Source organism: Streptomyces tropicalis (assembly GCF_029269835.1).
Classification (GTDB): Bacteria; Actinomycetota; Actinomycetes; order Streptomycetales; family Streptomycetaceae; genus Streptomyces; species Streptomyces tropicalis.
In genome coordinates this window covers 1-13,368 of sequence record NZ_JARJBB010000020.1, presented here as the reverse complement: position 1 = coordinate 13,368, position 13,368 = coordinate 1, and the positions used below count along the sequence as shown (strand labels likewise).

Genomic DNA, 13,368 nt, shown 5'->3' with positions numbered 1-13,368 from the left:
GTCGGGGTGATCCTCGCGGTGGTAGGCACGGCAGGGTCGGCCGCGGACGGCCCGGCGCGGGTGATCACCCCCTAGGGTGCAGGCATGGCACCGAACATCGCGACCAACACCCGGGTGTCGCTGGACGGACTGCTCGACTTCGTGCGTCCCCGGCACCGCGCCCTGCTGCTGACCCGCCGCGCCGACGGCGGCCCCCAGGCCTCGCCGCTGACCTGCGGTGTGGACGACTCCGGACGGATCGTGCTCTCCACCTATCCGGACCGGGCCAAGACCCGCAACTCCAGGCGGGACCCGCGGGTGAGCCTCGTGGTGCTCAGCGACGAGTGGAACGGCCCGTGGGTGCAGATCGACGGCTCGGCCGAGGTGATCGACGCCCCGGACTCGGTGGAGCCGCTGGTGGAGTACTACCGGAACATCGCCGGTGAGCACCCGGACTGGGACGAGTACCGCCGGGCCATGCTCAAGCAGGGGAAGTCGATCATCCGGATCGCTCCGGAGCGCTGGGGCCCGGTGGCCACCGGCGGCTTCCCCGCCCGCCTCGTTCAGGACGAGGAGTCCGGCGGGACCTGATCCGCGGCCGTCCGGCGCACCATCGCCTCGATCCCCGCCACCAGCAGCTCCAGGGCGAAGTCGAAGTCCCGGTCCAGCATCTCCCGGACGGTGTCGCCGCCGCGGGCGGCCATCAGGTTCGCCGACTCCCGGAGCACCTCGGCCGCGTCCGGGACCGCGGTCGCCGCGCTCATCGCATGCCGGAAGTACTCGTCCGGCGCCATGCCCGCGTCGGCGCAGCGGGCGACGAAGTGGCCCTCGATCGTGCCGTACCCGTACACGAAGCGGAACACGGCCGAGATCGCCCCGGCCAGCCCCTGCTCGGGCAGCCCCGTCCGGCGGACGACCCGCTGCACGCTGCCCGAGAAGGCGAGGGCGTTCGGGCCGATGTTGAGGAACGTCCCGGCGAGCGGGGACAGCCAGGGGTGGCGCACCAGCAGCGCGCGGTACTCGGCGGCGAGTGCGCGCAGCTGGTCGCGCCAGTCCCCGCCGGAGTCCGCGCCGGGCAGCCGCAGCTCGCCGAAGGCGGCGTCCAGGGCGAGTTCGAGCAGGTCGTCCTTGGTGTCGACGTACCAGTACACGGACATCGCCGTCACGTTCAGCTCGGCGGCGAGCCGGCGCATGGAGAACCCGGCCGGCCCCTCGGCGTCCAGCAGGCGGACCGCGACCTCGGTGATCCGCTCCCGGTCCAGCCCGGAGGGCTGCCCGCTCCCCCGGCCGCCGCGGCGCTCCCTGCCCTCCAGCCAGACGCTGGTGCGCGCCGCGCCCTTGGCCCCCTGGGCTGCCCTCACCATGGCGCACCTTTCTCCGCAGTCGACCGCCGGTCCTGCCGCCGCCCCGGCGGGACGCTCGGGCGGCTTCCACCACGGAGTGTGCCCGCTGCGCCCGGTGCGGCAACGCGGCGGCCGGCCCGCCGGAACGGGCGGTGCCCGGGACTCCCCCGCCCCGGGCACCCCCCCTGCTCCGCTCCGCGCCCCGGGTCAGCCCGTCCTGGTGGTGAGGTCGTAGAAGGTGGCCGAACCGGCCGTGACCTTGGGGAAGTTCCTCTCGACCCAGGCGGTGATCTGCGCGGCGGTGCCGGACCCGGAGGAGCCGCGCGGGCCGCCGCCCATGCCCCCGCCGGCGATGAACCAGTGGATCCGCCCGGCGGCCGCGTCCTTCTGGAACTGCGCGAGGGTCGGCGAGGGGTCGGTGCCGTTGAAGCCTCCGATCGCCATGACCGGGTCACCGGTGGCGAGCTGGTAACTCGCGGCGTTCTGGGAGCCGATGGAGGCGGCGACCCAGGTGTAGCGGGAGGCGTTCCGGGTGAGGAGCGTCCGCGCGGCGGAGCCGACCCGGGCGCCGTCCAGCGGCCCGCCGGGTCCTCCGGCCCCCGTGCGGCCGCCCTCGGCCGTGCGCCCGCCGCCGGGGAGACCGTTGCCCGTCCCGGCTCCCCCTCCCGGCGCCCCGCCGGGATTCCACCCCTGCCCCTGCCCCTGGCCCGGACCGCCCGGGCCCTGGTTCCCGGGGGCGCCGGGGAAGCCGCCTGCGCCGCCGCCCGGGAAGCCGTTGCGGCCCTGACCCTGCCCCTGGCCGCCGCGGCGCGGCAGGCCGCCGGGACCGGGGCCGCCGCCCCGGCCGCCTCCGAAGCCCATCGTGCTCGCGCCCGCGGGGCCGGCCGTCGGGATGGACCCGGTGTGCGCGGTGGTCACCGTGCTCAGGGTGTACGCCGCCGGGCCGGCCAGCGCGGCCGCGAGGCCCACCGCCGCCACGGCGAGGGCGGCCCGACGGCCCAGCCGGCCCGCGAAGAGCAGGCCGAGCGCCGCGGCCGACCCGCCGACCAGGACCAGCCACCGCAGCGCGGGCGCGTAGTCGGGGGTGCGCGCGAGGAGCACGTAGCCCCAGGCCGCGGTCGCCGTCATGGCGGCGGCCAGGGCGAAGGCGGCCGGGGCCCGCCGCCGTTCGCGCCACAGCAGCACCGCGCCCATGCCGACCACGGCGCCGATGCCGGGGGCGAGGGCGACCGTGTAGTACTGGTGGAAGATGCCCGCCATCCAGCTGAAGACGGCCGCGGTCGTCAGCAGCGAGCCGCCCCAGGCGAGGAGGGCGCCGCGGGCGGGGTCGGTGCGTCCGGCACCGGGGGTCCCCTCGCCGGAGCGGTAGCGGGGGAGGGTCAGCACGAGGCCCGCCACCAGCAGGATCAGCGCGGCCGGAAGCAGCCAGGAGACCTGTCCGCCGACCTCGGAGCCGAACATCCGGCCCCAGCCCGTCTCCCCCCACTGGCCGGACCCGTTGCCGCCGCCTCCGCCGCCGACGCTTCCGGTCTCGTCGCCGTTGAGGCGGCCGAGGCCGTTGTAGCCGAAGGTGAGCTCCAGGAAGCTGTTGTGCTGCGATCCGCCGATGTACGGCCGGGAGGACGCGGGCCACAGCTCGACGACGGCGACCCACCAGCCGCCGGAGACCACCAGCGCGGCAGCCGCGAGCGCCAGGTGGGCCAGCCGGCGCCGCAGCCGCACCGGCGCGCGGACCCCGTACAGGACGGCCAGCGGGGGCAGGACCAGGAATGCCTGGAGCGTCTTGGTCAGGAAGGCGAAGCCGGTGGCGACACCCGCCCACAGCAGCCACCGGGCGCGGCCGTCCTCCAGGCCCCGCACGACGAGGTGCACGGTGAGCGCCGTGAGCAGCGTCAGCAGCGCGTCCGGGTTGTTGAAGCGGAACATCAGCGCGGCGACGGGGGTCAGGGCCGTCACCGCGCCCGCGATCAGCCCGGCCGCGGGGCCGAACCGGCGGCGGGCGGAGGCGTGGACGACGGCGACCGTGAGGACGCCCATCACCGCCTCGGGCCCCAGGACCGCCCAGGAGCCGAGGCCGAGGACGCGCACCGCGAGCGCCATCGGCCACAGCGCGGCCGGGGGCTTGTCGACGGTGATGGCGTTGCCCGCGTCCAGCGAACCGAAGAAGAACGCCTTCCAGGAGACGCTGCCCGCCTGCGCGGCCGCCGAGTAGAAGGAGTTGGCGTATCCGGAGGCGCCCAGGTCCCAGAGGTGGAGCAGCCCGGTGGCGAGCAGCAGCGCGAGGAGCGCGGGGCGGGCCCAGCGGGGCTCCTCGGGGCGGCCGCGCCACAGCCGGCGCACGAGCGGCGGCTTCGGCAGTCCGGTTCCGGGCCCGCCGGTGCCGGGTCCGCCGATGCCGGGCCCGCCGGTCCCGGCGGCGACGCCGCCCGGTGCGCCGGTGCCGGTGCCGGAGGGTGCGGAGCGGGCGCCCGGGGGAGTGGTGCCGGGCGGTCCCCAGGAGGACGGCCGGGTGCCGCCGGGTCCGCCCGTGCGGTCGTGGTCAGTGGTCATCGCGCAGTCCTCGGATCGCAGGGGCGTGGTCGGCGACCGGGCCGGTGACGCCGCCGACCGGGTCGGGGCGGTCCGGGAAGACCCAGGCGCGGAAGAGCAGGAAGCGCAGCACCGTCGCCGCGAGGTTCGCGGCCACCAGGACGGCCAGTTCGGTGGAGTGCGCGGGACGGCTGGTCGCGGCGCCCAGGGCCGCCAGCGAGCCGCTGGTCAGCGCGAGGCCGATGGCGAACACCACCAGGCCCTGCGCCTGGTGGCGGACGGCGCCGCCCCGGCCGCGCACCCCGAACGTCAGCCGCCGGTTGGCGGCGGTGTTGGCGACCGCGGACGCCAGCAGGGCGAGCGCGTTGGCGGCCTGCGCGCCGGAGAACTCCCGGAAGACGCCGTAGAGCAGCAGGTAGAAGAGGGTGGACAGGCCGCCGACGACGCAGAAGCCGACGAGCTGGCGGGCCAGCCCGAGCGGAACGTCGGGCAGGTCCCGGTCGCGCGGGTCGTCCCCGAAGGGGCGGCCGAGCCGGTCCAGCGGCAGCGAGCCGGTGGCCAGCGCCCGGCCCACCCGCCACACGCCCCGGAGGTCCTCGGCCGCCGTCCGCACGAGGTGCACCGACGAGTCGGGGTCGTCGACCCAGTCGACCGGCACCTCGTGGATGCGCAGGCCCGCCCGCTCGGCGAGCACGAGCAGCTCGGTGTCGAAGAACCAGCCGCTGTCCTCCACCAGTGGAAGCAGCACCCCGGCGACGTCGCGCCGGATCGCCTTGAAGCCGCACTGCGCGTCCGAGAAGCGGGCCTGGAGCGAGCCGCGCAGGATCAGGTTGTACGAGCGGGAGACGAACTCCCGCTTCGGGCCGCGCACCACCCGCGAACTGCGCGCGAGCCGCGACCCGATGGCCAGGTCGGAGTGGCCGGAGATGAGCGGCGCGACCAGCGGCAGCAGCGCGTTGAGGTCGGTGGACAGATCCACGTCCATGTAGGCGAGGACCGGGGCGTCGGAGGCCGCCCAGACGGTCCGCAGCGCCCGGCCGCGGCCCTTCTGCTCCAGCCGGACCCACCCCACCGCGCCGAACTCCGCCGCCAGCAGGGACGCCACCTGCGCGGTGGTGTCCGTGGACGCGTTGTCGGCGACGGTGATGCGGAACGGGTACGGGAAGGTGCGCTCCAGGTGCTCGTGCAGGCGGAGCACGCACGGCCGGAGGTCCTTCTCCTCGTTGTGGACGGGGATCACCACGTCCAGGACAGGGGTGCCGGCGTCCGCGGCCGGGAGGTGCTCCCGCGCCGGCAGGGTGCCGGGAGAAGAGTCGGTTCGCATGGAACCGACTCTTCTCAACCGGCCTGTCCCACCCGTGTGGTGAGGCTGTGCCGTGCCTGTGGGAGCGGGTCGCGGTCCGCACCGGAGGCCGTGCCGGACGCGGGCAGGCGCACGGTGAACACGGTCCGGCCGGGGACGCTGTCCACGGTCACCGCACCGCCGTGCGCGGCCGTCACGGCCTGCACGATGGCCAGCCCCAGGCCGGTGGACCCGGTGGCCCGCGAACGCGCCGAGTCGCCGCGCGCGAACCGTTCGAAGACGTGCGGCAGCAGCGCCCGCGGGATGCCCGGCCCGTCGTCCTCGACCTCGGCGCGCACCCACGGCCCCCCGTGCCGCACCCGTACGGTCACCGTGGTGCCGGGCGGGGTGTGGGTGCGCGCGTTCGCCAGCAGGTTGACGAGGACCTGCTGGAGCCGGGGAGCGTCCGCGGACACCGGGGCCGGATCGCCGGGCAGGTCGAGCCGCCAGACGTGGTCCGGGCCCGCGGCCCGCGCGTCGCCGGTGGTGTCCACGACCAGCGGGACGAGGTCGGTCCGCTCGAACCGCAGCGGACGTCCCGCGTCCAGCCGGGCGAGCAGCAGCAGGTCCTCGACGAGCAGGGTCATCCGCCCGGCCTCGGACTCGATCCGGCCGAGGGCGTGCCGCGTGTCGGGCCCGACCTCCTCCCGTCCGCGCCGGGTCAGCTCGGCGTACCCGCGGATGGAGGCCAGGGGGGTGCGCAGTTCGTGGCTGGCGTCCGCGACGAACTGCCGTACCCGCGTCTCGCTCTGCTGGCGGGCGTGCAGGGCGCCGTGGACGTGGTCCAGCATGCGGTTGAGGGCGGCGCCGACCCGGCCGACCTCGGTGTGCGGATCCGTCTCCGCCGCGGACACCCGCTCGCTGAGGTTCACCTCCCCGGTGTGCAGGGGGAGTTCGGAGACCCGGGTGGCGGTGGCGGCGACCCGGCGCAGCGGGCGGAGCGCGACCCCGACGATGGCGGCACCGGCGAGCGAGGCGGCGATCAGCCCGGCCGCGGTGACGCTGACCTCGACGAGGACGAGGGTGGTGAGGGTGCCGGTGACGTCCGCGGTCGGCAGCGCGACGTAGTAGCCGGCGCCGCCGGCCCGGTCGCCGACGTACACGGCGCGGTACGCCTCCAGACCGGGCAGGTCCACCGAGTGCGCGGAGCCGTCCCTGGGCACCCGGGCGAGGGCCGCCCGCTGGGCGGCGGTCAGGGACACGGCCTCCATCCGCCGGAACGAGCCGTCGCTGCGGTCGCTCTGCCGGGCGACGGACGCCGCGGTGACCGTGCCGTCCTGCACGGCGGCCGCCACCGTCCTCGGCTGCGCGGGCCCCTGGGTGAGCAGGCCCTTCACCCGGTCGTCCGGCGGGACCGTACCGTCCGCGCCGGCGCCCGGTCCCCCGGCCGGCTGCCCGGGGACGGCGGTGCCGGGGTCCCCCGGGCGGTGCATCATCCGCCCGGCCACCGCCCGCCCGGTCTCCCGCAGCTTGCCGTCGAGCTGCCCGTACAGGTAATCCCGCAGCGCCAGCGTCGTCACGGCACCGATCACGGTGCACACGACGGCGATCAGGGTCACCGCGGAGACGACGAGCCGGGTCCGCAGGGTGCGCGGCCGCCCGGCGCCGCGCCGGTACGGACGCGGCCGCCGGGGCCTCATGACACCGCGGGCTTGATCAGGTAGCCGGCGCCGCGCCGGGTGTGGATCATGGGCTCGCGGCCGGCGTCGATCTTCCGTCGCAGGTAGGAGATGTACAGCTCGACCACGTTGGCCTGGCCGCCGAAGTCGTAGGACCACACGCGGTCCAGGATCTGCGCCTTGCTCAGCACCCGCCGCGGGTTGCGCATCAGGAAGCGCAGCAGCTCGAACTCGGTGGCGGTCAGGTGGATGTGGTCCCCGCCCCGCGCCACCTCGTGGCAGTCCTCGTCGAGGGTGAGGTCGCCGACCACGAGCACCGGCTCGGAACGGCGGTCGGCGGCGCCGGAGCGGCGGATCAGCCCGCGCAGCCGGGCGACGACCTCCTCCAGGCTGAAGGGCTTGGTGACGTAGTCGTCCCCGCCCGCGGTGAGTCCGGCGATCCGGTCCTCCACGGCGTCCTTCGCCGTGAGGAACAGCACCGGCACGTCCGGCAGTTCACGGCGCAGCCGGCCGAGGACGGCGAGCCCGTCCATGTCCGGCAGCATCATGTCGAGGACGACGGCGTCGGGCCGGAACTCCCGCGCGGCCCGGACGGCGCCCTGCCCGTCCCCCGCGCTGCGGATCCGCCAGCCCTCGTACCGCAGGGCCATGGACAGCAGTTCGGTGATCGACTGCTCGTCGTCCACCACCAGCACCCGGACGGGACTCCCGTCCGGCCTCAGCAGTTCGGTGCGCCCCTGGGGCGAGGTCGTCGTCGTCATGGGGGACACCCTGTCGGCGCCCTCTGAGAGCGTGCTTGCGCAAGTCTGTGAATTCCCTGAGAAACGCGCCGTCCCCGCGCGGGCTCAGGGCAGGTCGAACAGCCGCGCCCCGTTGTCGTGGCACACCGCCCGCAGCCAGCCGTCGCCGAGGCCGAGCCGCTCCAGGGCGTGCAGCTGATGGGCGTACGGATAGGGGATGTTGGGGAAGTCCGAGCCGAGCAGGATCCGGTCCCCGAGGTCCGCCAGCCGGGGCAGGGCGCGCCGCGGGAAAGGGGCGAGCCGCTCGCTGAAGTCGGTGAGGGCCATCGTGGTGTCCAGCCGCACCTGCCCGTACCGCTCGGCCAGGCCGAGGAAGTCCTCGTACTCCGGCATGCCCAGGTGCGCGACCACCAGGCGCAGCCGCGGATGCCGGGCGAGCACCCGTCCGACCGGTGCGGGGCCGGTGTGCTTGCCCGGCGCCGGACCCGACCCGCAGTGGATCACCACCGGGGCGCCCGCCTCGGCCAGCAACCCCCAGACCGGATCGAGGAGTTCGTCGGCCGGGTCGTACGCCCCGACCTGGACGTGCGCCTTGAAGACACGGGCGCCGGCGTCCAGGGCCGTGCGGACGCATGCCTCGGCGCCCTCCTCCGGGAACAGGGTCGCGGTGTGCAGGCAGTCGGGCGTGCGGCGGGCGAAGTCGGCCGCCCAGCCGTTCAGCCAGGCGGCCATGCCCGGCTTGTGGGGGTAGAGCAGGGCGGTGAAGGCGCGGACGCCGAACCCGCGCAGCCGCGCGATCCGCCGGTCCTCCTCCTCGCGGTAGGCGATGGGCCACTCGATCCCGCCGGTGAGGGGGCCGAGCCCGTCGAAGTAGGCCCACACCTTGTGCAGCACCCGCTCGGGCATGAAGTGCGTGTGCACGTCGACGAGACCGGGGATCCCGAGCCGCTCGCGGAACCGGCGGACCTCGTCCTCCTCCGCCGCGGGGTCCGCGGGCCGTGGCTGATCGTTCATGCCGCCCACGATCACCCCCGGGGGCGCACGGCGTCCAGCCCTCCGGGAGGGAGCCGTCCGGCCCGCTCCCTCCCGGAGGAGGCCGGAGCCGTCCGGCCCGCTCAGAACAGGCCGTCCTGCACGCCCGGCGGCCGCTCGAACGCCCGCACCGGCACGGTGACTCCCCCGCCGCCGCCCGGCCCGAGCCGCCAGCCGGGCAGCAGCCGGGTGTCGAGCACGATCACCCCGGCGCCGGTCGCGAGATGCAGGTCGGGGCCGGCGGCCGCCACCAGCTCGCCGCGGACCTCGCCCCCGGCGATCAGCTCCCGCACCTCGCCGGCCGCGTCGGGCAGACCCGCCAGCCCGAAGGTCTCCCCGTGGTCGACGGGCCGGAACGGCTCCCGCGCCAGCGACTCCGGCCAGGCGTCCAGCACCGCGGCCCGGCCGTGCAGGTCCGCCAGTTCGGCCGCCCGCCCGGCCTCCGTCGCCGGCAGCGCCGACCGGACGGCACGCTTCACGGCGTACGGAACGCGGTCGGGGACACCGAGCGCGGCCCGCAGCAGTTCCTCGGTGCGGCGGGCCGCCATCAGCGGGCCGGTGCCGAGCCAGGTGAAGCAGACCGCGCCCTGCTCCAGCAGCCGCGCCGGGCCGCGGGCGACGGCGGTGATCCCGACCTTGGTCAGGCCCGGCCCGAACCAGGCCAGATAGACGCGGTACGGCCGCGGGTCGTCGGCCAGGGTGTCGGCGGCCACGGAATGGGCCCGGTCCAGCCGCGCGCACTCCTCGCAGCGTGCGCCGGTGCTCCGCCCCGGCACCACCGCATGCACCGGACAGGCGTGCCCCCGGGCGCCGACGCAGGTCCGCGCGCCGTCCGCGGCGACCCGGAAGGCGATGCTCCGCCCCCGGGCCAGGGCGCTGGCCCGACCGCCCCGCCAGGCCAGGACGGGCCCGTCCGCCGACCACCGCAGCCCCGCGCACTCCCACACCCGCGCCATCCCCGTCCACGTCCCGGCCGCCTCGGAAGAGCCCGATGCTACTGACTGCACGTCGGCGCGGGGTCCCGGCGAACCCCACGGAGCGGGCGCGCCGGGGCGGCAGCGGCCCCGTCCTCGGCGGGCATACACCCCCGCCCGGCAGCGAACATCCGGACCGCGCCGCCGGGAAGCACCGGAGTCCCGCCGGGCGGACCGGCGGGGCCTGCGGCCTGAGCGCACACGGCGGGAGGCGCACCTGCGGCGCCCGGCTCCGCCGCGGACGCCGCTGCTGGTGCTGTGGCCGGAAGGGTGTGTCGGGATGCTCGCGGCGTCCGGTGCCGGCGGCACCTCCCACGCCGTTCAGGCTGTGGGGGGAGCATCGCAGGGCGGAGCGTCGCCCGCGTACGGGAGGTACTCGGGTGAGGCGGCAACGCGGCGAGGTGCCGTGCCGGGCGCCGCGAGCCGGTGACCCTTGCGGTCACAGCACTAGCGCCGGCCCGCTCCGGCCGCGCCGCGGCAGCCGTCCCCCGGTGACGTCCTCCTGGCGGACCTTCCGCCCCGGACCAGAAGCACCCCACCGAGCACGACGAGTCCCAGGGCAACGGTGGAAAGAAGCATGGCGGCTCCGGACGGGAAGCCGAGAAGCCTCGGGCCTCCGTCCAGGATGAAGCCGCCTCCCACGGCGATCCACCCCCAACCGGCCACGGGCGACGGCCCGTACGCCGCGGTGCCCCGGCCGTTCAGGGCCAGCACGCCCAGCACCACGACCAAACAGCCCGAACCCACCATGATCCACGCGGACATGACACCCCTCCCGGAAACGGCCAGGGCGCCGAGTCAACCCCTTCGACCTGGGGCCTGGCAATGCCGTCGGGCGCCTGCTCGCAAGATCGCGCACCCGGTTGCCGCACGCCGCTGCCGCCGAGGTCGCCGTCAGCCCCGGCAGCCGCTCGCGGCCTTGCCCTCGGCGACGGTCGTCGACGGATCGGCGGCCTGTTCGCCGGACGTGCGGCAGGCTGGTGCGCCGCAGCAAGCGGCGGTTGCGGAGGCGCCGTTCGCCTCCGTCGCGCCGGCGGGCTTGACGGCGCGGACGATGGCGGAGTGCATGCCGTCGGCAACCGCGCGGGTGGGAGTGATCTCGACGTCCGTGAAGCCGGCCGCCTCTAGCCCCTGGCGGTATTCGGCGAACGACAGGGCACCGGCGATGCACCCGACGTGGTCGCCGCGCTCGGCGCGCTGCTCGGGCGTGAGGGTGTCGTCGGCGACGATGTCGGAGACACCGATGCGACCGCCGGGCTTCAGGACGCGGAAGGTCTCGGCGAACACGGCGGGCTTGTCGACGGACAGGTTGATCACGCAGTTCGAGATCACCACGTCGACGGTGTTCGAAGGCAGCGGGACGGACTCGATGGTGCCCTTCAGGAACTCGACGTTGGTCGCGCCGGCCTCCTCGGCGTTGGCCAGGGCCAAGGCCAGCATCTCGTCAGTCATGTCCACCCCGTACGCCTTGCCGGTGGGGCCGACGCGTCGGGCGGAGAGCAGGACGTCGATGCCGCCACCCGACCCCAGGTCGAGGACGCGTTCCCCCTCACGCAGTTCTGCGACGGCGGTCGGGTTGCCGCAGCCGAGCGACGCGGCGACGGCCTCAGCGGGCAGGGCGTCGCGCTCGTCGGCGGCGTACAGGGCCGAGCCGAAGTTCTCGCCGGCCTCGACCGGCTGCGGCCCGCAGCACGTGGGGCCGCCTTCGGTCACCTTCACGGCCGCCGCGGCGTAGCGCTTGCGGACGGTTTCACGCAGGTCAGTGGACTGCTCACTCATGAGTCACTCCCAGGTGACGGGGCACGGCGTGCCCCGGAACGGCTTGCATCGACGTTCATTGACACAACCGTGCGCCTTGGATCGAAAGACGTCAACATAGAGGCATGTCGAATCAAGAGGGGGAGGTGATCGGACGGGAGGCCGCCTGCTGCGCGGGGCTGTCCGCGCCGCTGGACGAGGCGGAGGCGGCCGAGCCGGCGAAGGCGTTCAGGGCTCTGGGCGCCCCGGTCCGCCTCCGGCTGATGTCGATGATCGCCTCGCGCGGCGAGGACGGCGAGCTCTGCGCGTGCGCGCCGACACCGGCCTTCGAGCTGTCCCGGCCGACGATCTCCCACCACCTCAAGTCGCTCCGGCAGGCCGGGCTCATCGACCGCGAGCGGCGCGGGACCTGGGTGTACCACTGGGTGCAGCCCGGTGTCCTGGACCGGCTCGCCGCATTCCCGACCACGCCGCGGGCCACCGGAGCCGGCGCGTGACCGCGCCCCCGGGCCGACGGCTCGCCGCTGAAGCCGTGGGAACCGGGCTGCTGGTGGCCGTGGATGCGTACGCCGGGCTTGCTGGATGATGTCCACCTCGCTCGCCATCACCCTGACCGGGCAACCGCCACGACATCACCCGGCTGCTGCCCCTGCTCGACGCGATGGGCGGCACCGGCTGACACGGTTGCTGCACTTCGCTGCTGTACGGCGCAACGCAAGAGGCCCCCGGATCTCTCCGGGGGCCTCTCACCTGTGTGCACTCGGCAGGATTCGAACCTGCAACCTTCTGATCCGTAGGCGCGTGCAGCACCATCACGGACCGTTCGCCTGCTGGGATCTGTTGGTCCGTCCGCCGCTTACGGGCCCGCCGCCGTGCGTGGTTGTACGCCTCTGTTGATGTCAGCTATTGATGTCACGCAACAGGCCCCGGACCTGCGGCTTCGCTCGTGAAGGTCCTGAAAACGGTCGTGCGCGAGCCGCCCTGGGTTCAAATCCCACACCCACCGCGCCGGTGAATGGCCCCTGACCGGACGAGACGGTCAGGGGGCCGTGTTGTTGCGTCATATCCGCTCGCCACTGTGGTCCCCCCGGTTTCCGGCACGGATGGGGCACGGGCAGCTTCTGATCCGTAGCTCTAGCCGGATCTCGTCAAGGAGAGTCGCCCTACCAGTGGTCGTGGTGATCGCAGTGCTTGTGGCGCTGGTGACGCTTGATCTTGGTGGGGTCGGTGGCGGTGTGGGTGGTGGTGTCGCCGCCTCCGGTGACGGTGGCGGTGTTGGTGACGGTGCCGGGGGCCTTGCAGGAGACGTCCACCTTGAGGGTGACGGGTGGGTAGCTGCTCCCTGAGGGGAGGACGTCGCTGCGGGTGCAGGTGAGGGTGGATCGGCTGCAGGCCCATCCAGTACCGCTAAGCGAGACGGGGGTGAGTCCCTTGGGCAAGGTTTCGGTCAGAGTGACGGTGGTGCCGTCGGTCGGGCCGGTGCCACTGTTGGTGACCGTGATGTTGTAGGTGCCCCTCTTGCCCTGCCCGAACGAGCCGCTGTGGGTCTTGCTGATCGCCAGCGTGGGCGGGCAGGCGCCGGTGATGGTCGTGGGATCGGTCGCGGTGTGAGTGTCGGTGTCCCCGCCGCCAGTGGCCGAGGCGGTGTTGGTGACCTGACCGGAGGCCGTACAGGCGACGCTGACCGTGAGCGTGACCGCCGGATAGCTGCCACCGGACGCGAGGACGTCACTGCGGGTACAGGTCAGCGTGGCCAGCGTGCACGTCCACCCGGTACCACCCAACGACGTCGCGGTAAGCCCAGCCGGGAGAGTGTCGGTCACGGTGACGACAGTGCCGTCCGTCGCGCCGGTCCCGTCGTTGCCGACCGTGAGCGTGTAGGAGCCTGACTGACCCCGCCCGAACGAGCCGCTGTGGGTCTTGCCGATCGCCAGCGTGGGCGGGCAGGCGCCGGTGATGGTCGTGGGATCGGTCGCGGTGTGAGTGTCGGTGTCCCCGCCGCCAGTGGCCGAGGCGGTGTTGGTGACCTGACCGGAGGCCGTACAGGCGACG

12 protein-coding genes are annotated in these 13,368 nt (G+C 74.8%); 2 read left to right on the top strand and 10 right to left on the bottom strand.

Features of this window, described 5'->3' with window-relative positions; translation table 11 throughout:
- Window positions 1-84 precede the first annotated feature (84 nt).
- Window positions 85-570, top strand: a complete 486-nt coding sequence (locus tag P3H78_RS27170) for a PPOX class F420-dependent oxidoreductase (protein ID WP_276111814.1) — start codon at window positions 85-87, stop codon at window positions 568-570.
- Here P3H78_RS27170 and P3H78_RS27165 read toward each other — a convergent pair.
- From P3H78_RS27165 to arsM, 9 genes are all read right to left on the bottom strand, one after another.
- The gene (locus P3H78_RS27165; RefSeq protein ID WP_276111813.1) at window positions 543-1,343 is read right to left on the bottom strand and encodes a TetR/AcrR family transcriptional regulator; all 801 of its coding nucleotides are present in this window, start codon (window positions 1,341-1,343) and stop codon (window positions 543-545) included. The genes P3H78_RS27170 and P3H78_RS27165 overlap by 28 nt on opposite strands.
- Before the next feature lie 186 nt (window positions 1,344-1,529).
- Window positions 1,530-3,872 carry a glycosyltransferase family 39 protein gene (locus P3H78_RS27160; protein ID WP_276111812.1) on the bottom strand — a complete coding sequence of 781 codons (2,343 nt, stop codon included), beginning with the start codon at window positions 3,870-3,872 and terminating at the stop codon, window positions 1,530-1,532.
- Window positions 3,862-5,175 carry a bifunctional glycosyltransferase family 2/GtrA family protein gene (locus P3H78_RS27155; RefSeq protein WP_276111811.1) on the bottom strand — a complete coding sequence of 438 codons (1,314 nt, stop codon included), beginning with the start codon at window positions 5,173-5,175 and terminating at the stop codon, window positions 3,862-3,864. Before P3H78_RS27155 ends, P3H78_RS27160 begins: the two co-directional genes overlap by 11 nt.
- A gap of 14 nt (window positions 5,176-5,189) precedes the next feature.
- Complete coding sequence (locus P3H78_RS27150; protein ID WP_276111810.1) at window positions 5,190-6,833, bottom strand: sensor histidine kinase; 1,644 nt, start codon at window positions 6,831-6,833, stop codon at window positions 5,190-5,192.
- Complete coding sequence (locus P3H78_RS27145; protein WP_276111809.1) at window positions 6,830-7,573, bottom strand: response regulator transcription factor; 744 nt, start codon at window positions 7,571-7,573, stop codon at window positions 6,830-6,832. The genes P3H78_RS27150 and P3H78_RS27145 overlap by 4 nt, the downstream gene beginning before the upstream one ends.
- A gap of 84 nt (window positions 7,574-7,657) precedes the next feature.
- Window positions 7,658-8,566 carry an amidohydrolase family protein gene (locus P3H78_RS27140; RefSeq protein ID WP_276111808.1) on the bottom strand — a complete coding sequence of 303 codons (909 nt, stop codon included), beginning with the start codon at window positions 8,564-8,566 and terminating at the stop codon, window positions 7,658-7,660.
- Between the two features lie 101 nt (window positions 8,567-8,667).
- Complete coding sequence (locus tag P3H78_RS27135) at window positions 8,668-9,540, bottom strand: DUF2797 domain-containing protein (RefSeq protein ID WP_276111881.1); 873 nt, start codon at window positions 9,538-9,540, stop codon at window positions 8,668-8,670.
- Window positions 9,541-10,005: 465 nt separating this feature from the next.
- Window positions 10,006-10,323: a hypothetical protein gene (locus P3H78_RS27130; protein WP_276111807.1), complete on the bottom strand. Its 318-nt coding sequence runs from the start codon at window positions 10,321-10,323 to the stop codon at window positions 10,006-10,008.
- A gap of 129 nt (window positions 10,324-10,452) precedes the next feature.
- Window positions 10,453-11,337 (bottom strand): arsenite methyltransferase, encoded by an 885-nt coding sequence (arsM, locus tag P3H78_RS27125; RefSeq protein WP_276111806.1) that lies wholly within the window; start codon window positions 11,335-11,337, stop codon window positions 10,453-10,455.
- Window positions 11,338-11,441: 104 nt separating this feature from the next.
- On the opposite strand from arsM, the gene P3H78_RS27120 reads away from it, so the two are divergent.
- Window positions 11,442-11,813 (top strand): ArsR/SmtB family transcription factor, encoded by a 372-nt coding sequence (locus tag P3H78_RS27120; protein ID WP_276111805.1) that lies wholly within the window; start codon window positions 11,442-11,444, stop codon window positions 11,811-11,813.
- A 666-nt stretch (window positions 11,814-12,479) separates the two neighbouring features.
- Here P3H78_RS27120 and P3H78_RS27115 read toward each other — a convergent pair.
- The coding region (locus tag P3H78_RS27115; protein WP_498073052.1) for a COG1361 family protein at window positions 12,480-13,368 on the bottom strand (889 nt) is incomplete at its 5' end.

Excerpts from the sequence above, each read along its gene's own strand:
- P3H78_RS27170 (WP_276111814.1), top strand. The coding sequence starts at position 85 with ATGGCACCGAACATCGCGACCAACACCCGGGTGTCGCTGGACGGACTG.
- P3H78_RS27165 (WP_276111813.1), bottom strand. The coding sequence starts at position 1,343 with ATGGTGAGGGCAGCCCAGGGGGCCAAGGGCGCGGCGCGCACCAGCGTC.
- P3H78_RS27160 (WP_276111812.1), bottom strand. The coding sequence starts at position 3,872 with ATGACCACTGACCACGACCGCACGGGCGGACCCGGCGGCACCCGGCCG.
- P3H78_RS27155 (WP_276111811.1), bottom strand. The coding sequence starts at position 5,175 with ATGCGAACCGACTCTTCTCCCGGCACCCTGCCGGCGCGGGAGCACCTC.
- P3H78_RS27150 (WP_276111810.1), bottom strand. The coding sequence starts at position 6,833 with ATGAGGCCCCGGCGGCCGCGTCCGTACCGGCGCGGCGCCGGGCGGCCG.
- P3H78_RS27145 (WP_276111809.1), bottom strand. The coding sequence starts at position 7,573 with ATGACGACGACGACCTCGCCCCAGGGGCGCACCGAACTGCTGAGGCCG.
- P3H78_RS27140 (WP_276111808.1), bottom strand. The coding sequence starts at position 8,566 with ATGAACGATCAGCCACGGCCCGCGGACCCCGCGGCGGAGGAGGACGAG.
- P3H78_RS27135 (WP_276111881.1), bottom strand. The coding sequence starts at position 9,540 with ATGGCGCGGGTGTGGGAGTGCGCGGGGCTGCGGTGGTCGGCGGACGGG.
- P3H78_RS27130 (WP_276111807.1), bottom strand. The coding sequence starts at position 10,323 with ATGTCCGCGTGGATCATGGTGGGTTCGGGCTGTTTGGTCGTGGTGCTG.
- arsM (WP_276111806.1), bottom strand. The coding sequence starts at position 11,337 with ATGAGTGAGCAGTCCACTGACCTGCGTGAAACCGTCCGCAAGCGCTAC.
- P3H78_RS27120 (WP_276111805.1), top strand. The coding sequence starts at position 11,442 with ATGTCGAATCAAGAGGGGGAGGTGATCGGACGGGAGGCCGCCTGCTGC.